Below are 19,020 nucleotides of genomic sequence, written 5' to 3' on the forward strand. Positions count from 1 at the left end.
TCATTACAGCGTCGGCAGTCCGTGAGCCCGGCGCGCCATCAGGCAGTCGTCATCGCCTGGCATGCAGGCGCGGCAGACGTCGGGGCGGATCTCGTAGATGCCGCAGGCAGTCGACTTGCCGACCTCGCCGCACAGTGCCGAACAGCGGGCGCCGTCACAGCGCATGCCGGCTTCGTCGGCAGCCACGTATTTTTGCGGGATCAGCTCGAGTTGCGCGTCATCCTCGGTGGAGAAGCGCGGCCATCTGGACGAGTAGGCGCAGCAGGCGCCACAGGTCTGGCAATCGAAGGCAACCGGGTCGGCGCCGTCTTGTGGCGACGAACAATCCTCTGCGACCGCCAAGGCAAGCAGCTTTGGCGCAGATTTCCGGCCGGTATTTTGCTGCAAAGGCGCTATTTCTTCTTCGGCTTGCGCGGTGGCGCTTCGGCCGGCGACCTGAACAGATCGGTGCCCGCTTCGGCGGCTTCGCCGGTCTTCGGCGCGGCCGCCGGCTTGGCCGGCTTTACGGCGGCAGCAGGCGCTGCCGGCTGGTCTTTGGCGGAAAACTTGATGGCCATATCAATCCTCGTCAGAGAAACGCGATGATGGCGCATTCGGATTGCGGAGGCGGCCGATGAGCGCCGAAACGGCCGTGATGTTCATCTCTTCGGGCGACCAGTTCCTGGCCTCCTCGATGTGCCGGGGCGCCAGCTCGCGATGCGTGCTGCCGCTATAGGCGGCATCCTGATAGGTCACGCGCTCGTGGGTCTTAGCGTTTTCCCGGACGTATTCGATCAGATAATTGGGGCATTCGGCACGGCCGCGCACGCCGAGCCGCACCTGGGCATCGCCGTGGACACGCCTGCAGCGCTCGAGCTTTTCAAGCACGCGCCGGACATATTCGACCGGCTTGTCGAGCTCGCCCACGACATCGGCGATGGTCGAATCGGCGGCGATCGCCTTTTGAGGCACACGTTTGGTGGCCATCAGCGTTTGCCTGCGCGTTTCGGCGAGGCTGCGAGCGCAACGGCCGCCGCCATCTCGTCGGCTTCCTTTTCCAGGCGCAGTTCGCGAAGCCGCGCGGTCTTGGCTTCGCGGGCCTCGCTGACGGCATCCCGTTCGGAAATGATGCGGTCGAGCGACATTGACTGGGTCCGGGTCTTGCTAAAAATGGATTCGGCTTGGTCGCGGGGTTTCTTTGAAGTTGCGGTCAAGGTCTTTCTCCCGGTTCGGAGCGGGCCGCCGAAAAGTGGCGAGACTGGTCTTTCGGCCAGGATCCCGCACAAAGCAATACGGCAGCCGGTTTCAAATTGCTGAAACGTCCTTAGCACGTCCGGGCCGTCGAGCAGCGCTCTTTCGGCGGTCGAAGTGCAAAAATGAAAAAGGCCAGGCACTGCCTGACCTTCCATAAGAGCGCCTGCGCATCCCGAGAGACGCGCAAAGAAACGTTCTTCTCAATGCACATGATCCGTTCCGAGATTTAACATCCCGCGATCATGCGCTGGAATTTGCCATTCACCGGTGCCAGTACATCCGTGGTCACCGGTGAGGCTTAATTCCGTTTTAGGCCGCCTTCAACTGGTCGGCGGACATCTTGCCCGACTTGTTGTCGCGGACCATCTCATAGCCAAGCTTCTGGCCCTCGACGATATCGCGCATTCCGGCGCGCTCGACGGCTGAGATGTGGACAAAAACGTCGGCAGAACCGTCGTCAGGCTGAATAAAACCAAAACCCTTGGTGGCATTGAACCATTTAACTGTGCCTGTGCTCATAACGAACCCTTTCCATGGCAAATATTCGTTCGCTGTCATGCGGATGCATAACAACGTTTGTCTCGATTTTGATGGGGAAGTTCGTCAAAGGCGCGCCTCGGCACGCGGATAACAAAAGTCGGTCAAACAAACATCGACAAAGTTCTTATAGACTTCTTTGCGCGTTGTGTCAATTTTTTTGATTTGCCACACTCGCAGAGACGCGTGGCGGCTGCCCGTGCAGGCACTTCCGACAGCGCCGGGCTATTGCCCGCCGAAAAAACCACTTAGCCGGGAACCATTTTGGCGCCGGGGCATTTTTTTCAGTGTCGAAAGCCGTTCTCGAAGAGCGATCTTGAGAAAGGCGGACGACAAACAGGACGCCCCCCGCGCAGATAAAAGGCACGAGGGGCGTTCCTGTGAGATGCAAGCAATCGTGCCGTCACATCACCCTGCCCCTCACAGCATGCCGCGGCTGAGTCCGCCATCCACCGGCAACGCCACGCCGGTGACATAGGCGGCGGCGTCGCTGGCCAGGAATGCAGCGACCGCGCCGAACTCGGCGGGGGTTCCATAACGCTTTGCCGGGATTTCGGCCTGACTCTCGGCGGCGATCACGGCGGCGTCGACACCCCTGTCGGCTGCGTCCATGGCGTCGAACTCTTTCGTCCGGTCCGTCGCAAAACGGCCCGGCAGCAACAGGTTGACGGTGACGCCGTCCGCAGCCACTTCGCCGGCCAGGGTCTTGGCCCAGCCAGCGAGCGACGCACGCAACGCGTTCGAAGCGGTAAGGCCGGGGATCGGCTCACGGACGGAAGTCGAGGAAACGGCGATGATGCGCCCCCAGCACCGCGCCCGCATGCCGGGCAGGAAAGAACTGGCAATGCGCATCTGGCTCAGCACCATGCTGGTGAACTGCTTCTCCCAGACGCTCGCATCGAAGACGCTGGCCGCAAAGGGTGGCGGGCCGCCGCCATTGAGCAGGACGATGTCGATCCGCTGATGCTCTTCCTCGACGGCACGGAACAGCCGGGAGACGCTATCGTTGTCGGACAGGTCAGCGCTGAAGGTCGAGCAGACGCGGCCGGCGGCCCCGATCGCGCGCCGCGCCGCATCCAGGGTCTCCTCCCCTCGTCCGACCAGGATGACTTCGGCGCCTTTCGCCGCGAGCGCTTCAGCGACGCCGAAGCCGAGGCCCTTGCCTCCGCCGAGAACCAGCGCCTTCCGCCCCTCAAGATTTGCAGCCATCAAGCCAAGCCTCCTTCTGGTTTCACTGCGCACCCTCGGGTCAGGCCCGAGGGCATGCTTTGGGCGACATGCGTCAGCGGACATGCACGATGGCGTCGGCTTCGACCGAAACATTGGCCGGCAAGCCGGCCATGCCGAGTGAGCAGCGGGCGTGCTCGCCACGCTCGCCGAAAATATCGAGCAGAAATTCGGACGCTCCGTTGCCGACCTCCGAATAGGCCGAAAAGCCCGTCGCCGCATTCACATAGACGGTCAGCTTGGCGAATTTGACGACGCGGTCGAGATTGCCGTCCAGTTCCTTGTCCAGCCAATAGACGATGTTGCCCGCGCAAAGCCGGGCGGCGCTCCGCGCCGCAGCCAGATCGATCTCTCTGCCGACCTGGCCGATCGCGGCGATCTCCTCGCCAATCTCCGGTATCTCACCGGAGACATAGACGATGTCCGCGACGCGAACCGTCGGCGAGAACGGCAAAGCGGGCCGCGACAGCGACGGCCAGGCGACACCGAGCTCTTCAAATCTTCTTCTGTAGGACAAGGAGGCTGCTCCTGTTTCGTTGATGCGAGCGGACCTTGAATTTAGACCGGCCTTTGGGATAGCCTGATAGTGCTGACACAGCTATCAGGAATTCTTATGACTGGAGATATCGACGTCAGGCTGCTGCGCGCCTTCGTCACCGTGGCCGATACGGGAACGGTGAGCCGGGCCGCCGATCGGCTTGCCCGCACCCAGGCGGCGGTGAGCATGCAGCTTCAGCGCCTAGAGGGCGAAGTCGGCGCCGAGCTGCTGCGCCGTTCGCCGCGCGGCGTGACGCTGACGGAGGCCGGCGAGATCCTGCTCGCCTTCGCCCGCAAGGCCATCGCGATCGGCGAGGATGCCAGGCGCGAGATAGAAGGCCGCAGGCTGGTCGGCCGTGTCCGGCTGGGCATCGTCGAGGATTTGGCGGTGACGCGGCTGCCGCTGATCATCGCCGACTTCCGACGCCGGCACCCTTCCGTGGAGATCGAGCTGACATCGGCCAGCAGCACCGATCTCAGCAAGTCGCTAGGCGAGGAAAAATGCGACATCGTCATGGCCGATCCGGCGCGCTTCGCAAAAGCGCCGCGAGGCCATCTGTCGCGACAGCTGGTCTGGGCGGCAAGCCGCATGATCGAGATCGATGACGAGGTCGAGCTTCCCTTGATCATCTTCGAAGGTGCCTGCTCCTGGCAGGACCGAATGCTGGCCTCGCTCGCAGAGGCCGGGATCGGCTGGAAGGTCGGCTGCCGCGTGTCGACCTTCGCGACGCTGATGTCGGCGCTCAGGGCCGGGCTTGGCATCGGGCTTCTGCTGCAGGAAGGATTGCCGCCCGACTGCCAAAGCCTCAATGGACGCTTCAACCTGCCGCCGGCGCCGACGGCGGATTTCGGCGTCTACATCGCGAAGGACCCATCCCGGCTGGTCGAGGAGTGTGGCGATTTCCTGCGGGCGGGATTCGAGGTGTAGCGAAAAGACGTCATTCACCGTTCCTGGTCGGTCGGGCGGATGACGATCTCGTTGACGTTGACGTGTGCCGGCTGGCTCACGGCATAGAGAATGGCCGCGGCGATGTCCTCGGCGGTCAGCGCCTCCATGGCGGCGAGCCGCTTATCCAGATCAGCCTTGAACGCCGGATTGGTGATGTGGTCGCCGAGCTCGGTATGCACCAGGCCGGGCTCGATGACGGTGACGCGAACCTTGTCGGCGTAGACTTCGCGGCGCAGCGACTCCGAAAAGCCGACGACGCCGAACTTGGTCGCCGCGTACCCGCTGGCGCCGGGATTGGCGACGCGGCCGGCAATCGACGAGACATTGACGATGTGACCCTTGGCGGCCCTGAGATGCGGCAGCGCCGCCTTGGTAACGCCCATCAGCGCCAGCAGGTTGAGCTAATCATGCGGCGCCAGTCGTCGAGAGCCGCCTCGGAGGCCGGCGACAAAAGCATGACGCCGGCATTGTTGACGAGGATGTCGAGGCGGCCCCATTCGGCGACGACCTTGTCGACCATCGCGGTGACATCGTCGTTGCTGGTGACGTCGGTCTCGATGCGGAGCGCCGTGCCGCCGGCCTTTTCGATACGCGCGCCCAGCGCTTCGAGGCGATCGGCGCGGCGTGCGGCAATCGCCACCTTTGCCCCGGCGGCGGCCAGCGCCGCAGCCGTCGCCTCGCCGATGCCCGACGATGCGCCGGTGACCAGCGCAATCTTGCCGGCCAGTGCGGAGGAAACAGATGTCATTGTAAAGTCTCCAAAACCCCTGCCCGACCTTCCAGATAGGCCGCGGGCCGCGATGTGAAAGACCGGCTGTCGGTTACCCGGCTCTATTCGTCGGGGCCGGGCTCCGGCCATGGCTCCTTTGCCGCCTCGGCATACCAGTGGCGCATCGCCGGCATTGAAAGCACGGCGTCGACATAGGCGCGGGTGTCGGGCGCCAGCGTGCCGCCATAGGTGTCGAAGCGGGTGACGACCGGCGCATACATGGCGTCGGCCGCGGTGAAATGGCCAAACAGGAACGGCCCGCCTTTGCCGTATTTTTCACGGCATTGCCGCCACAGCTCCTCGATGCGCGCCCGTTGCGCCTCACCGTCGGCGTCGAGCGGCTTGTGGCCTTTCGGCCGGCGCAAATTCATCGGCCAGCCGTAGCGGACCTCGCGAAAGCCGGAATGCATCTCGGTCGCCGCCGAGCGGGCCAGCGCGCGGGCGCCGATATCGGCCGGCCAGAGCTGCTTCTTGGGAAACAGGTCGGCAAGATATTCAAGGATGGCGAGGGTTTCCCAGACGATCAGGACCTCGCCATTCGACAGCCGATGGTTCAGCACCGGCACCTGGCCGGTCGGCGATATCCTGGCCAGATTGGCGGCGGTCTCGGGCGTGCGCAGGCGCACAAAACCCTCTTCGAACGGGATCTCCAGATGCTTCATCGCCAGCCATGGCCTCAGCGACCACGACGAAAAACACTTGTTGCCGATGAAGAGCGTGAATTCAGCCATTGTCCCTCTCCGGCCCTGCCTGCTCGGGCTTTCTGGCGCACCCTATCCTGTCCGCTTCGCGGCCGGAAGCCGGCCCAAATCGACCGGCCGAAGCCGGAACCTAAGCGATCGGCGACCGTTTCTTTAGGCGAACGGTTCAGGAGATGCGCGATGGTGAACAAGGATCAGGTTGCGGGCGTCGCCAAGCAAGCCAAGGGCTCGGTCAAACAGGCCGCCGGCAAGGCCACCGGCAACAGGCGCACCGAGGCTGAAGGCGATGTCGACAAGGCCACCGGCAAGATACAGAAGGCTTACGGCGACGTGAAGGACAAGGTGAAGAAGGCGCTTTGATGCTGGCCCTTCGCAAACCAGGAAAAAGGCGGCTCGGCCGCCTTTTTTTGCGCCGTCTCTTACCCGTCAGAAAGTCAGATTTTTGCTGTACGCGTTGGTGAAGGTGACCTCGCCATGATCTCCGGCGGCTTCGCCCAGTACCACATCCATGCTGTTGCCGGTCACCCGCGCCAACGCGAAGCCGCCCATGAAGGCGGCCTTCGGCTTGAACAAATCGAGCCCGCCACGATGATAGATCATCGGCGTCGCGTGCTGATGGCCATGGAAAATGCCGACGACATTGTAGCCTTTCAGAACAGCCAGCAGCGCCTGCCTGTCCGCCTCGCTCCACCAATGCGGCGGACCCGTGCCGCTGTCGTCGAAGGTTCTCTCCGCGGCGTCCCATCTTTCAATCGAGAAAGTATCCCAGCCATAATGCTGGAACAGGATAACCGGGCGGCCGTCGCCGGCATAGGTCGCCAGATCCTGCTTCAGCCATGGCAGGCTGCTGGCGGCGCCATGGCCGGTGTCGCCGGCAAAGCGGTGCGTCTGGACAAGATGCAGACCGCCCCAGTCCCATGAATAGCAGTCGGTCTCGACGTTGTAGTCGGTCGCCGGCGCGGGCGGCTTGAAGAACACGCCGGGGCGGTGGTTGACCTCGACGTAGTCGCGCATTTCGCGGCGGTACCAGTCGACATGCGAGCGCGGGCCGTTCTGGTCGAGGTCGTGGTTGCCGAGGCCGACATAGACCGGCATGTGCACGCGGTCGGGGCCGACGCCTTGCTGGTAGCGCTGGCTGAACTGGAGCAGCTGCGTGCCCTCGCTGGGCTGGGTGATCTGGCCACCGCCATCATCGGTGATGTCACCGCCAACGACGAGGCCGAGCGGCGTGCCGATGCTGCCTTTTGAGCGCAGGTCGGTGGCGACGCCGTTGATTTCAGCCGGCCATTGTCTGTCGGCGATGCCGTTGAGTGCAGCGACATTGCGCAGCAGGGCGGCGTCGGTCTTGCCTTCCTGCTCGCAATGCGGGCTCAACCCGCTCTCCGTGCGGCAAGCATGGACATCGGCAATGAACAGGAAGGTAGCGTCGATGGGCGGGATGCGCTGCCCGGTCTGGCCGAAGGCCGGACGCGAAACGGCGCCGGCCGCGGCAAGGCCCGCTACGTGCATCAGGAACCTGCGCCGGGAGACCGGTCGAGCCGGGATACGGTTCATCATGCATCAAAGTTCAGCATGACAGACGCCTGCAGTCCAGTTCTCTCGCACGGCATGTCGACACGCTGCCTTCGGTCTGGCATTGCTTTCAGCATTCAACCTGCGCGGGCAGAGGAGGACGCCATGAAAACTGTAACCATCGGCATGATATTGGCCATTCTGGCGGTGACGAGCGCAGCGCATGGCGCCGAATGCATCGACGCCAAATCAGCCAAGGCCGGCTTCATTCTCGAAAGGCCTGGCATCCACAGCGAATTTCGTCCGGCGGCAGGCGGAATGGTGGCCGTCGCCAACAAATACCAGTCGCAATCGCCACAGTCGCAGTTCCTGTTCGGCGGGCTGATCGAGGTGTTTCGCGACAGCAGCACGGGCGAGCTGGCGATGATCCCGTATTCCGATCTCAGAAAGCTGTTTCCGCTGAAGCCGGGGGCAAAGAGCAAGACCGTGTTTGCTCGCCTCGCGCCGAACAAGCCGCCGAAGGGCACCGAGACGCTGGAGATCAACGTCAAGGGCAAAGAGACGTTCAGCCTCGGCGACTGCAAATACTCCGTGCTCACGGTCAAGCAGACGATCAGGAGCGAAGCCGGCGAGACGCAGGACGAGTTTACCGCGCTTTACGCACCCGACCTGCAGGCGGTTGTGGCCAGGCGCTATGACGAGGGCACCAGTGCCGAAAGCGTGGTCGGCTACGAGCTGATCAAGCCGCTGCCGAATTAGGACACCGGCCTTCCGGCCTTGGTCGTGACATCAGCGGCGGCGGCGCCTCTGTCCTGCCGGCGTCAAAGGGCTCTGTGCAGTATCCTGCGACGTCGCCTCGCTCCTGTCTTGGACGATGTAGCTCCCTGCTCCAACGCCACCAGGCAGTCGCGCAGCACGCTTGCGTCCTGTGCGGTCTTGGCCATCGACATGGCGCCGGAATAGATGGCGACGGCGAGCGCTGCGAAGCGCTGCGGATCGGTGCCCTGCTCCCGGCCCGCCTGCTGGTCGACCCTGAGCTTGTCGGCGATCGCCTGACGCCAGGCCGAAAAAATGCCGGCAAGGGCCGTGCGGAAATCCGGATCGGCAAGCGACAATTCATGCGCCAGATTGTTGAGCGGGCAACCGCGCACGAAACCCTGCTGCTCCAGCTCCGCCGCGACGGCCGCAAACACGGAGCGCACGCCCTCCCGCGCCGAGCCGGCCATCCGCACCGGCGCGATCCATGTCTCTTCGACGGCGGCGGCGACCCGCTCCTCGATCACTGCAAGCGCCAGCGCCTTCTTGGTCGGGAAATGGTGGTGCAGCGCACCGCCGGTGACGCCCGCCGTCGCCATCAGGTCGCCCATGCTTGAGGCGTGGTAGCCGCGCGCCTGAAACGCCTCCTCGGCGACATCGAGCACCTTTTTGCGCATGCCTTCGGGGTTGTTGGTGCGTTTTTGAGGCCGCGCCTTTGCGCGAGCGGCAATCTCAGCTGACATTTTCACACGATAGCAGATTGACAAAACAGGACAACCGGTCTGTTTTGTCAAATAGCCGATTTGGGAGCTGCCTGGCGCGACGCCGCCAACGCCACGGTGATCGGATTCGGACGACGCGCTGCTGAGGCCGCATGGCCGGCCGCCGGCTTAGAATCATAAGGGATGTTCACGTCGGATTATGCTTATGATGGCAGATACTGAGCTTCTACTCTTTCATGAACCAATCAATATCCAACGTGCCTTTTCGCCACTCCGTTGCGGTCACATCGGCGCTTGAACTAACCACCCACGATTTCGCGTCTCTTGAGAGTCGCTTCATTTCAGCAAGAGCCAGTTTTTCCTCGAGCGGCAAAAGGTGCCCGGCACTCCAGAGCCTGACATTTTCGTCTGTATGCCTCAGGATTCCCAATAGAAAAGATCGCCCGCGATCAGTTCGGTTCCTGATCTCCCTTATTGCGCGGATCAAGCGGTCGTGAGCCGCATTCGATCCTTTGACATCCCCCATTTCAAGTAGCTGACGGTGCAATATGGCAGCCTCAACGTATTCTTCTTCGAGGCCTCTTGCCGGCGCTTTTGGCTGCTTCACACCGAGCACTTTCTTGCGCATGCCTCAGATCATTGGCGCGTTTTCGAGCCCGCTCGGGCGAGCACCAATCTTTCACACGATAGCAGATTGACAAAACAGGACAACTGGTCTGTTTTGCAAAACAGGATGACTGCCCTGTTTTGGAGATCGAGCGATGAACCTGCCTTTGAACGCCGTGCCCAACCTGCTCGCCTCGCCCATCGTCGAACTCCGGCAATACACGCTGAAACCCGGCCGGCGCGAGACGCTGATCGGCATCTTCGACAATCATTTGATCGAGGGCCAGGAAACGGCAGGCATGACCATCATCGGCCAGTTCCGCGATCTCGATCGGCCGGACATGTTCGTCTGGCTGCGCGGCTTCGATGACATGGAAGCGCGGAAGCACGCGCTGGGCGCCTTCTATGATGGGCCGGTATGGGCTGCCTGGCGCGACGCCGCCAACGCCACGATGATCTCATCCGACGACGTGCTGATGCTGAGGCCGGCTTGGCCGGACGCCGGCTTCGACCTCTCGGGACTGCGCCGGACAGCCTTGCAGGATCTCGAAAAGCCGAGCGCAAGCAGTGATTTGCAGGCAATCATTGTCATCAGGATTCATCATTTGCGACCGGGCCTGGAAGCCGGCTTCGCCAACGACTTCCAGACCGGAGCTCTTCCAGTGCTCGCCGCATCTGGCGCACGGCCACTCGCCGCCTTCGTCAGCGAACATGCCGAAAACAGCTTTCCGCGGCTGCCGGTGCGGGCCAGTGAAAACGTCTTCATCAGCGTCACGGGTTTCGACAGCGCGGACGCCCATGCCCGCCACGAGGCAGCCTTGGCCGCATCCCCGGAGTGGCAGGCCTTCCGGCAAAGCGTCCAGTCACGCATGGCCAAGCCGACTGAGACTTTGCGGCTGTCGCCAACCTCACAGTCGCTGCTTGGGCGGTGACACGAGGCGAAGTTTCATACGCTGGGATAGGCAGGCGACTTGACCCGGAGTGCAGGCAGCGCTGCTCTGGGGTGCATGCCGCCGGCGGAAGCGGCACGCGCGCGGGAGCGTTGAATGAGACTTCACGGTAAACGGGCGCTGGTCACCGGCGGCTCTGACGGGATCGGGCTGGCGATCGCCGAAGCTTTCTTGCGCGAAGGCGCGGACGTGCTGATCGTCGGCCGCGATGCCGGGAAGCTCAAGGCCGCCCGCAAGCAGCTCGGGGATGACGTCGAAACGCTGTCGGCCGACCTGTCGGCCAGCGCCGGCATCGACGCCGTGGTCGAGCATGTCAAGCGCGGCCCACCTCTCGATATCCTCGTCAACAATGCCGGCGTGGCGTTCCTGGTGCCGTTCGAAACCGTCAGCGAGGACCAGTTCCAGCAGTCGTTCGCGCTCAATGTGACGGCGGTGTTTTTCCTCACCCAGGGATTGCTGCCGCATCTCGCGCCAAGCGGGGCTTCGGTGATCAACATCTCGTCCTATTTTGCGCACAAGATGATCCCGAAGCGGCCGTCCAGCCTCTATTCGCTGTCGAAAGGCGCGCTCAATTCGCTGACCAAGTCGCTCGCCTTCGAGCTCGGGCCGCGCGGCATAAGGGTCAATGCCATCGCGCCCGGCACGGTCGACACAGCGATGCGGCGCAGGTCGATCGAAAACCTGCCGGAAGCCGCGCAAGCCGAGCTCAAGGCCTATGTCGAGCGCAGCTATCCGCTCGGCCGCATCGGCCGGACCACCGACCTTGCCGGCATCGCGGTCTATCTCGCCAGCGACGAGGCGGCGTGGACCAGCGGCGGCATCTTTGCCATCGACGGCGGGTACACGGCGGGGTGAGAGGAGCGCCTCTTCCTTCTCCCCCTGTGGGAGAAGGTGGCCGAGCGAAGCTCGGTCGGATGAGGGGTGTTCCAGCTTGACACCACCGCATTCCGTCCAACACCCCTCATCCGGCTCGGCGCTACGCGCCGATCCACCTTCTCCCACAAGGGGAGAAGGAAAGGCGCCACTCCTTCAACCGATTTGCATCGCTCCCACCCGCAATCTCCGCTTGAAGGCATTTGTGCAACGCGATACGCCGTTTGCAAATTGCAAACCGGAGAGACCTCGTGAGCGCGCCAGAGACAAGAACCGAAACCGACACGTTCGGTCCCATCGAGGTCGCCGCCGACCGCTATTGGGGCGCGCAGGCGCAGCGTTCGCTGGCCAATTTCAAGATCGGCTGGGAAAAGCAGCCGGCCTCGATCGTGCGGGCGCTGGGCATCGTCAAGCGGGCGGCCGCCGAAGCCAACATGGAGCTGAAGCGGCTCGATCCGGCGATCGGCAAGGCCATTGTCGAGGCCTCCCAGGAGGTCAGCGACGGCAAGCTCAACGACCATTTCCCGCTGGTCGTCTGGCAGACCGGCTCGGGCACCCAGTCCAACATGAACGCCAATGAGGTGATCTCCAACCGGGCGATCCAGCTTTTGGGCGGCATTATGGGGTCGAAGAAGCCGGTGCATCCCAACGACCACGTCAATATGAGCCAGTCATCGAATGACACCTATCCGACGGCCATGCACATCGCCTGCGCCGAGCGCATCATCCACGATCTGCTGCCGGCGCTGAGGCATTTGCACGCGGCGCTCGAGGCCAAAACCGAGGCTTTCGCCCACATCGTCAAGATCGGCCGCACCCACACGCAGGACGCGACGCCGCTGACGCTCGGCCAGGAGTTCTCCGGCTATGCGGCGCAGGTCGCCTCGTCGATCAAGCGCATCGAGATGACGCTGCCCGGCCTGCAGGAATTGGCGCAAGGCGGCACCGCGGTCGGCACCGGCCTCAACGCGCCGGTCGGTTTTGCCGAAAAGGTGGCGGCGCGTATCGCCGCGATCACCGGCATCGATTTCGTCACTGCGCCGAACAAGTTCGAGGCGCTCGCCGCCCATGATTCCATGGTGTTCTCGCACGGCGCCATCAATGCCTGCGCGGCGGCGCTGTTCAAGATCGCCAACGACATCCGTCTGCTCGGTTCCGGCCCGCGTTCGGGCCTCGGCGAATTGTCGCTGCCGGAAAACGAACCGGGCTCCTCGATCATGCCGGGCAAGGTCAACCCGACCCAGTGCGAAGCGATGACGCAGGTTTGCGTGCAGGTGTTCGGCAACAATGCGGCTATCAGCTTCGCCGGCAGCCAGGGCCATTTCGAGCTCAACGTCTACAATCCGCTGATGGCCTATTGTTTCCTGCAGTCGGTGCAGCTGCTCGCCGACGCCTCCATCTCTTTCACCGACAATTGCGTCGTCGGCATCGAGGCCCGCGAAGACAACATCAAGGCGGCGCTCGACCGTTCGCTGATGCTGGTGACCGCGCTGGCGCCGACGATCGGCTACGACAACGCGGCCAAGATCGCCAAGGCGGCGCACAAGAACGGCACGACGCTGCGCCAGGAAGCCTTGGCCACCGGGCTGGTCAGCGAAGCCGACTATGAGCGGCTGGTGCGGCCGGAGGACATGACGCATCCGGGCTAAGGTATGTTGATATCCCTGAATCTCAACACACCTATGTTGATCGCGAAAACGTTACCTCGGTGAACAATCCGTAACCAATCCGGCGTCTTTGGTGAACAGTCGGCCTGCGCTAACTGGACGGGTATTCCAAACCCTTCTGGAGAGAGTAACCGCCATGTCCACCAACACGTCCACCAACACTTCGTTTGCCGGTTCCGGCACCGCCGCCGGCGCCTCGGGCACGATCCTGCTCGGCCGCATCCTGCTGTCGGTCATCTTCCTGCTTTCCGGTTTCGGCAAGCTGACGGCGATTGCCGGCACGGCCGGCTATTTCGGCAGCCTCGGCCTGCCGCTGCCGATGGTGACCGCCATTGTCGTCGGCCTGATCGAACTGCTTGGCGGTCTCGCCATCCTCGTCGGCTTCCAGACCCGGATCGTGGGCTGGGTGATGGCGATCTTCACCGTCGCCACCGCACTGGTTGCCCACACCGGCTGGGCCGATCAGATGCAGATGATCAATTTCCTGAAGAACGTCGCGATTGCCGGCGGCTTCCTCGTGCTCGCCTCCTCGGGCCCCGGAGCCTACTCGATCGACGCCAAGCGCGGCTGAAGCAGTCCAGCATTGCTTGGACAAAAGGGGTGCGGAATTTTCCGCGCCCCTTTTTCGTTGTCGGTTTGTGCCCTTCGGTCCGCTGACGGAAAACCTGCTAAGATCGGGCGCCAGGCCAAGCGGCCGTCGACAACGGAGGTGAAGATGCCCCGCAATGCGCTGCTTTTGCTTTCCCGGCTGCTGTTTGCCGCACTGTTCGTGCCGTCCGGCTTCCATGCGCTTGCCGACATCGCCGGCACATCGGGCTATTTCGCCGGCCTCGGCCTGCCGCTGCCAACGCTCGCTGCCTGGGGCACGGGGCTGTTCGAACTGATCGCCGGGCTGCTCATCCTCGTCGGCTTCAAGACGCCGATCGTGGCGCTGCTGCTCGCCGCCTTTTGCGTCGCGACAGCGTTCATCGGCCACTATGGCCAGGGCGGCGGCGATCCGACGCTGACCTTCATGCATTCGCAGATGCTGATGAAGGACATCGCGATATCAGGCGGTTTTCTGGCGCTGGCGATGGCTGGCGCGGGTGCATGGTCGGCCGACGGCGGGATGGCTGCAGGGACTGGCTAAGCTGCCGCCCGGCTCGGCCCATTTGCTGTCGAGAAAGACGAACTCCGCAAGCCTGGTTATGTTTATGGGCTGAGAGAGAAAGGCGCCATGCCCCATTCGACCGACGCTGATGGTCAGGCAAACCTGTCTGCTTTCCACCGCGATCGGCAGCCATTCATATCCATATTGATCTGCGCCCTTGGGGGAGTAGCTCCGAAGATTGCTGTCAATCGCGACATACAGGTAGTTGCGCAATTGGATCAGGCTTGCCCTCTTAACGTATGGCAACAGGTCGGTTCGGCCCACGATAGGCTCAAGAAAGTTGCCGAGGGGCTGATGAACGGACACGGTTCGATCGACAGCGCCAGGACAGAGATTAACGTCCGCATAAAACGTGTTCATCGAAATCGATCTTTGAAATTTGATCATTTCGTCGCTTATTCTAAATACAAAGTAATTTATCTTTTGCCCATTTTTAGGTTCTAAAAAACCTTTGAGCAAATTGAATGGTGTTTTGCCGTCTGCGCCTTTTGGATAACTCTTCTCAAACTCAAACGCGCCTGTTGCAGCAACGGAAACCTTGGAAACCGTCTGAGCTCTGGCCGCGTCGAAAATCAACAATGGCAGGATGGAAAGCAGCAGCGGCAGGATTTGACTGGATTTCACGATCTTCTTCCCCCTAGCGTGCAGTCGTCGCGATTGGTATCCAATTCAGCGCCGGGCCTGAAGCTACTTCACCGAAACGCTTGGCCCGCCCTCGACCGCCAGCACCAGCCGGCGGTTGGTGACCCTTGCCAGCTGTGCCAGCCGGCCGGCCGGCCGCTCGCCGTAAAGATCGGCCAGCGGCGCCGGCAGGACCAGCGCCAGCACGCCATTGCCGCGGTTTTCCCATTTCAGCCGCGGCATGACGCCCGGCATTGCCGCGGTCAGCAAATAGACGACGCGCAGCAGCGCGGCCAGCACACGGGCGCGCTCGAGATAGCGCGGTGTCGCCAGTCCGCGGATTTCCGGAGCGGCTTCATTGAACACGCCCTCGTGGCGAAACAGGCTGACAAGCGCCAGGAAGGCGCGGCCGGGATGGTCGACGCCAATGAACGAGGCGTGGGCGATGATGTTGAGCGATTGCTTGCCGCGATATTCGGGATGGGCGCGCCAGCCGATATCGGCGAGCAGGCAGGCGGCGTGGCGGTAGCGCGCCTCATCCCTGGTTTCGTTGATGCCGAAGGCAGCGAAGGCCTTGCCGGTCCATTCGACAAGCTCATGCGCGTGGTCGACCGAGCGCGAGCGCAGGCGGGCAAGCTCTTCGGCCGCCGAGATCAGTGGATCGGCCTTCTGCTCGGCCTTGTCGAGCAGCGAGTAGAGAAAGCCCTCGCGCACGCCCAGCGCCGAGACGATGATCTTCGACGGCTGCATCGCCGCCATGATCTCCTGCAGCACGATGGCGCCATAGGGCAGCAGCGAGCGGCGGTTCTTGGAGATGCCCTCGATGCCCTTGACCTTATCGATCTCTGCTTTCGCGACCTGCCGGAGGAAGTTCGCGGCGCTTTCGATGCCGATCTCGTAATGATGCATGACGCCGAGCGGGTAGTTGGTCATTTCCATGTGCAGTCGGGCGAGGTTTCGCCAGGTGCCGCCAACCGTGTAGAAGGCCCTGCCCTGCCCGGCTTTCAGCAATTTCGCCCGCGCCAGTTGCTCGCGCGTGATCTTTGCCGCCTGGGCCAGCGAGTTCTTCGCCATGTCCTGCAGGCGCAGGCCGCCCAACGGCAGCGTGATGCCGTCACCGATCGTCTCACCGTCGATGTCGATCAGTTCGAGGCTGCCGCCGCCAAGATCGCCGGCAATGCCGTTGGCCGGGTGGAAACCGGAGATGACGCCGAGCGCCGAATAATGGGCTTCCTCGCGGCCGCTCAGTACCTGGATCTCGGTCTTGAGCACATCCTCGGCGCGGTGGATGAAGTCGGGGCCGTTGACCGCCTCACGAGCGGCGGCGGTCGCCAGCACATACATGCGCTCGGCGCCGGCCTGGTCGGACAGCGCGCGGAAGCGGCGGAACTCTTCCATGGAGCGCGTCACCGCCTCGGGATCGAGCTTTCCGGTCGAAACGATGCCTCGGCCGAGGCCGGCCAGCATCTTTTCGTTGAACAGCAAGGTCGGCGAGCGCGCCAGCCCCTCATAGATGACAAGACGGATCGAGTTCGACCCGATATCGATGATGGACAGCGGTCGGCGGTCCTGAAGCCGGCCCTGGGATGCTGAAATCATCAGCCCGTCGCTGCGTTCTGTTTCTTGCGGCGCTTGAACTGCGCGATGCGCTTGGGCGCATGCGACTTCAACGCATCGCCCCGTCCGGACAGGCTCGGATTGGTCATGAAATATTCCTGCGCGTTGAACGGTTCCTCGCCCTCCTCCAGCACAACGCGCCGGGAAGTTCCGTCAGCCAATACGTCGAAACTTTGCTGGTTGTCCATGATGTTGCCGAGCATGATCTGGCCGAGCACCTGTTCATGCACAGTTGGATTGGTGATCGGCACCATGGTCTCGACGCGGCGGTCGAGATTGCGCGGCATCAGGTCGGCTGAGGAGATGTAGACGATCGCCCCGTCCGAGGGCAGGCCGTGGCCGTTGCCGAAGCAATAGATGCGGCTGTGCTCGAGGAAGCGGCCGACGATCGACTTCACCCTGATGTTCTCCGACAGGCCGGGCACCTGCGGCCTCAGGCAGCAGATGCCGCGCACGACGAGATCGATCTCGACGCCGGCGCGGCTGGCATCATAGAGAGCATCGATGATGATCGGGTCGACCAAGGCGTTCATCTTCATCCAGATGCGGGCCGGCCTGCTCTCCAGCGCGTGACTGATCTCGTCCGAAATGTGCTTGAGGATGCGGTCGCGCAGCGTAAACGGCGAGATGGCCAGCCGCATCTGCTCGGCCGGCTCGGCATAGCCGGTGATGAAGTTGAACAGCTGGGCGACATCGCGCGCGATCGTCGGGGCGGTGGTGAAGAAGGACAGGTCGGTGTAGATGCGCGCGGTGACAGGGTGGTAGTTGCCGGTGCCGAGATGCACGTAATTGCGTAGCCTGCCATCCTCGCGCCGCACCACCAGCGACATTTTCGCGTGGGTCTTCAGCTCGAGGAAGCCGAAGACGACCTGGACGCCGGCGCGCTCGAGGTCGCGGGCCCAGCGGATGTTGGCTTCTTCGTCGAAACGCGCCTTGAGCTCGACCAGCGCCGTCACCGACTTGCCGGCCTCGGCGGCGTCGACCAAAGCGCGCACGATCGGGCTGTCGTTGGAGGTGCGGTAGAGCGTCTGCTTGATTGCCACCACTTCCGGGTCGGCCATCGCCTGGCGCAGGAACTGCACCACCACGTCGAAGGATTCGTAGGGGTGGTGGACGATGATGTCCTTCTCGCGGATCGCGGCAAAACAATCGCCGCCATGCTCGCGGATGCGCTCGGGGAAGCGCGGGTTGTAGGGCGTGAATTTCAGATCGTCGCGGGCGACGGCGACGATCTCCGAAATCTGGCTGAGCGCCAGCGGACCGGTGAGCACGCTGATGCGGCTTGCCGAGACGCCAAGCTCGCCGGCGACGAAGTCGCGCAGCTCGGGCGGCATCAGCCGGTCGAATTCGATCCGGATGACCGAGCCGCGGCGCCGCCGCTTCAGTGCCGTCTCGAACAGCCGCACCAGGTCCTCGGATTCTTCCTCGACCTCGATATCGCTGTCGCGGATGATGCGGAACGTACCGGAGCCCTTGACCTCATAGCCGGGGAACAGCTTGCCGATGTAGAGACTGACCGCCTCTTCGAGCGGGATGAAGCGGACATGGTGCTTGCGATCCGGCAAGCGGATGAAGCGCCTCAGCGCCACCGGCAGGCGCAAAAGCGCGCTCATTTCCTCGCCGTTCTTGCGATGGCGCAATTGCAACGCCATCGAGAAACCGAGATTGGGAATGAACGGAAACGGATGCGCCGGGTCGATCGACAGCGGCGTCAGGACCGGAAACACCTGCTCCTGGAAATGGTCCTCGAGCCAGACCTTCTCGTCCTTGGTCAGCGCATCACGGGTGATGCTCTCGATGCCTTCCTTGTTGAGCAGCAGCATCAGCGCCGAAAGACTGTTCTGCTGGTCCTCCTGCAGACGTTCGACCTCGCGCAGCAATTGTTCGAGCTGCTGTTCGGGGGTGCGGCCGTCCGGGCTCTTCAGCACTATGCCTTCTCGCACCTGGCCGGCAAGACCGGCGACGCGGACCATGAAGAACTCGTCGAGGTTGGCGGCCGATATCGACAGGAAGCGAACGCGCTCGAGCAGCGGATGATTGGCGTTCAGCGATTCCTCAAGCACGCGCCGATTGAATTGCAGCCAGGAAAACTCGCGATTGACGAAGCGGTCGGGATTGCCGCCTTCGGGGCTCGCCACCTCGACGGTGATGAATTCGTTCTGGACCGGCTTCAGTTCGTTCATGATTCCTGCTCTTCCCACACCCGTCCGCCGATTACGGCGTTAACCGGCTTAACTTATCCTCTGACAGGCTTTTGCGACAGTTTCATTTCATCGATCTTGCAAAGAGACGGGTTATAATCCAGATGCAATCGACAAGATCAGGAGACGACGATGGCAGGCGGTTCCATTCCCCATTTCCAGAACGATGCGGGCTATCCGGCGATCGACATCGGCGTCAAGGAATTCATGTGCACCGGCGCCAACCCACCTTTCGACCATCCGCATGTGTTTCTCGACATGGGCGACGACAATGAAAAAGTCTGCCCCTATTGCTCGACGCTCTATCGCTATTCGCCGAAGCTGAAGGCATTGGAAACGCAGCCGCCGGGCTGCCTCTATATCGACCAGGCCGCCTGATTCTTCCGCGACAA

General features: G+C 62.7%; 23 protein-coding genes and 1 pseudogene. 9 read left to right on the forward strand and 15 right to left on the reverse strand.

Annotated features, from left to right (window positions below; genetic code table 11):
- Nucleotides 1-3: 3 nt before the first annotated feature.
- From NKI85_RS26335 to NKI85_RS26365, 7 genes are all read right to left on the reverse strand, one after another.
- Entirely contained in the window at nucleotides 4-342 is a 339-nt protein-coding gene (locus tag NKI85_RS26335) for a YkgJ family cysteine cluster protein (protein ID WP_352529396.1), read from the reverse strand.
- A 50-nt stretch (nucleotides 343-392) separates the two neighbouring features.
- A complete protein-coding gene (locus NKI85_RS26340; RefSeq protein WP_352529394.1) occupies nucleotides 393-557 on the reverse strand; it encodes a hypothetical protein in 165 nt (54 codons plus the stop codon).
- A 1-nt stretch (nucleotide 558) separates the two neighbouring features.
- Nucleotides 559-966 carry a hypothetical protein gene (locus NKI85_RS26345; RefSeq protein WP_023722751.1) on the reverse strand — a complete coding sequence of 136 codons (408 nt, stop codon included), beginning with the start codon at nucleotides 964-966 and terminating at the stop codon, nucleotides 559-561.
- Nucleotides 966-1,193 carry a hypothetical protein gene (locus NKI85_RS26350; protein WP_352529420.1) on the reverse strand — a complete coding sequence of 76 codons (228 nt, stop codon included), beginning with the start codon at nucleotides 1,191-1,193 and terminating at the stop codon, nucleotides 966-968. Before NKI85_RS26350 ends, NKI85_RS26345 begins: the two co-directional genes overlap by 1 nt.
- 349 nt (nucleotides 1,194-1,542) lie before the next feature.
- On the reverse strand, nucleotides 1,543-1,752 hold the full coding sequence (locus tag NKI85_RS26355; protein WP_010915421.1) for a cold-shock protein: 210 nt from the start codon (nucleotides 1,750-1,752) through the stop codon (nucleotides 1,543-1,545).
- A 438-nt stretch (nucleotides 1,753-2,190) separates the two neighbouring features.
- Nucleotides 2,191-2,979 carry an SDR family oxidoreductase gene (locus NKI85_RS26360; protein WP_352778794.1) on the reverse strand — a complete coding sequence of 263 codons (789 nt, stop codon included), beginning with the start codon at nucleotides 2,977-2,979 and terminating at the stop codon, nucleotides 2,191-2,193.
- Nucleotides 2,980-3,052: 73 nt separating this feature from the next.
- Nucleotides 3,053-3,514 (reverse strand): RidA family protein, encoded by a 462-nt coding sequence (locus NKI85_RS26365; protein WP_352529390.1) that lies wholly within the window; start codon nucleotides 3,512-3,514, stop codon nucleotides 3,053-3,055.
- 96 nt (nucleotides 3,515-3,610) lie between these two features.
- Here NKI85_RS26365 and NKI85_RS26370 point away from each other — a divergent pair, with 96 nt between their 5' ends.
- Complete coding sequence (locus tag NKI85_RS26370) at nucleotides 3,611-4,462, forward strand: LysR family transcriptional regulator (RefSeq protein WP_352529388.1); 852 nt, start codon at nucleotides 3,611-3,613, stop codon at nucleotides 4,460-4,462.
- 14 nt (nucleotides 4,463-4,476) lie between these two features.
- On the opposite strand, the pseudogene NKI85_RS26375 reads toward NKI85_RS26370, so the two are convergent.
- Both NKI85_RS26375 and NKI85_RS26380 read right to left on the reverse strand, forming a co-directional pair.
- Nucleotides 4,477-5,231, reverse strand: a pseudogene (locus NKI85_RS26375) (SDR family NAD(P)-dependent oxidoreductase).
- Nucleotides 5,232-5,314: 83 nt separating this feature from the next.
- Nucleotides 5,315-5,983 (reverse strand): glutathione S-transferase family protein, encoded by a 669-nt coding sequence (locus NKI85_RS26380; protein WP_352529386.1) that lies wholly within the window; start codon nucleotides 5,981-5,983, stop codon nucleotides 5,315-5,317.
- Between the two features lie 150 nt (nucleotides 5,984-6,133).
- On the opposite strand from NKI85_RS26380, the gene NKI85_RS26385 reads away from it, so the two are divergent.
- A complete protein-coding gene (locus NKI85_RS26385; protein WP_352529384.1) occupies nucleotides 6,134-6,313 on the forward strand; it encodes a CsbD family protein in 180 nt (59 codons plus the stop codon).
- A gap of 66 nt (nucleotides 6,314-6,379) precedes the next feature.
- On the opposite strand, the gene NKI85_RS26390 is transcribed toward NKI85_RS26385, so the two are convergent.
- Entirely contained in the window at nucleotides 6,380-7,510 is a 1,131-nt protein-coding gene (locus tag NKI85_RS26390; protein ID WP_352529382.1) for a metallophosphoesterase, read from the reverse strand.
- Between the two features lie 120 nt (nucleotides 7,511-7,630).
- Between NKI85_RS26390 and NKI85_RS26395 the strand changes: the two genes are divergently transcribed.
- Nucleotides 7,631-8,224 carry a hypothetical protein gene (locus NKI85_RS26395; RefSeq protein ID WP_352529380.1) on the forward strand — a complete coding sequence of 198 codons (594 nt, stop codon included), beginning with the start codon at nucleotides 7,631-7,633 and terminating at the stop codon, nucleotides 8,222-8,224.
- Nucleotides 8,225-8,286: 62 nt separating this feature from the next.
- Here the strand turns inward: NKI85_RS26395 and NKI85_RS26400 are convergent, their stop codons facing one another.
- Together NKI85_RS26400 and NKI85_RS26405 are read right to left on the reverse strand one after the other, a co-directional pair.
- Nucleotides 8,287-8,898, reverse strand: a complete 612-nt coding sequence (locus NKI85_RS26400) for a TetR/AcrR family transcriptional regulator (protein ID WP_352529418.1) — start codon at nucleotides 8,896-8,898, stop codon at nucleotides 8,287-8,289.
- A gap of 271 nt (nucleotides 8,899-9,169) precedes the next feature.
- Nucleotides 9,170-9,571, reverse strand: coding sequence for a hypothetical protein (locus NKI85_RS26405; protein WP_352529378.1), 402 nt, complete (start codon nucleotides 9,569-9,571; stop codon nucleotides 9,170-9,172).
- A 133-nt stretch (nucleotides 9,572-9,704) separates the two neighbouring features.
- Here NKI85_RS26405 and NKI85_RS26410 point away from each other — a divergent pair, with 133 nt between their 5' ends.
- The 5 genes from NKI85_RS26410 (at nucleotide 9,705) to NKI85_RS26430 (ending at nucleotide 14,168) form a co-directional block, all read left to right on the forward strand.
- On the forward strand, nucleotides 9,705-10,481 hold the full coding sequence (locus NKI85_RS26410) for an NIPSNAP family protein (protein WP_352529376.1): 777 nt from the start codon (nucleotides 9,705-9,707) through the stop codon (nucleotides 10,479-10,481).
- A 114-nt stretch (nucleotides 10,482-10,595) separates the two neighbouring features.
- Nucleotides 10,596-11,354 carry an SDR family NAD(P)-dependent oxidoreductase gene (locus tag NKI85_RS26415; protein ID WP_352529374.1) on the forward strand — a complete coding sequence of 253 codons (759 nt, stop codon included), beginning with the start codon at nucleotides 10,596-10,598 and terminating at the stop codon, nucleotides 11,352-11,354.
- A gap of 269 nt (nucleotides 11,355-11,623) precedes the next feature.
- Nucleotides 11,624-13,021, forward strand: a complete 1,398-nt coding sequence (fumC, locus tag NKI85_RS26420; protein WP_352529372.1) for a class II fumarate hydratase — start codon at nucleotides 11,624-11,626, stop codon at nucleotides 13,019-13,021.
- Nucleotides 13,022-13,175: 154 nt separating this feature from the next.
- A complete protein-coding gene (locus NKI85_RS26425; protein ID WP_023677622.1) occupies nucleotides 13,176-13,610 on the forward strand; it encodes a DoxX family protein in 435 nt (144 codons plus the stop codon).
- A 144-nt stretch (nucleotides 13,611-13,754) separates the two neighbouring features.
- Complete coding sequence (locus tag NKI85_RS26430; protein ID WP_352778799.1) at nucleotides 13,755-14,168, forward strand: DoxX family protein; 414 nt, start codon at nucleotides 13,755-13,757, stop codon at nucleotides 14,166-14,168.
- On the opposite strand, the gene NKI85_RS26435 is transcribed toward NKI85_RS26430, so the two are convergent.
- From NKI85_RS26435 to NKI85_RS26445, 3 genes are all read right to left on the reverse strand, one after another.
- Nucleotides 14,088-14,813, reverse strand: a complete 726-nt coding sequence (locus NKI85_RS26435) for a hypothetical protein (RefSeq protein WP_352778801.1) — start codon at nucleotides 14,811-14,813, stop codon at nucleotides 14,088-14,090. The two genes, NKI85_RS26430 and NKI85_RS26435, sit on opposite strands and share 81 nt — an antisense overlap.
- Before the next feature lie 63 nt (nucleotides 14,814-14,876).
- On the reverse strand, nucleotides 14,877-16,409 hold the full coding sequence (ppx, locus tag NKI85_RS26440) for an exopolyphosphatase (protein WP_352778803.1): 1,533 nt from the start codon (nucleotides 16,407-16,409) through the stop codon (nucleotides 14,877-14,879).
- On the reverse strand, nucleotides 16,409-18,610 hold the full coding sequence (locus NKI85_RS26445) for an RNA degradosome polyphosphate kinase (RefSeq protein WP_352529365.1): 2,202 nt from the start codon (nucleotides 18,608-18,610) through the stop codon (nucleotides 16,409-16,411). Before NKI85_RS26445 ends, ppx begins: the two co-directional genes overlap by 1 nt.
- Nucleotides 18,611-18,760: 150 nt before the next feature.
- Here NKI85_RS26445 and NKI85_RS26450 point away from each other — a divergent pair, with 150 nt between their 5' ends.
- The gene (locus tag NKI85_RS26450; protein ID WP_254820632.1) at nucleotides 18,761-19,006 is read left to right on the forward strand and encodes a zinc-finger domain-containing protein; all 246 of its coding nucleotides are present in this window, start codon (nucleotides 18,761-18,763) and stop codon (nucleotides 19,004-19,006) included.
- Nucleotides 19,007-19,020: the final 14 nt, after the last annotated feature.

The sequence above is a fragment of the Mesorhizobium sp. M0571 genome, assembly GCF_040320985.1.
GTDB lineage: Bacteria > Pseudomonadota > Alphaproteobacteria > Rhizobiales > Rhizobiaceae > Mesorhizobium.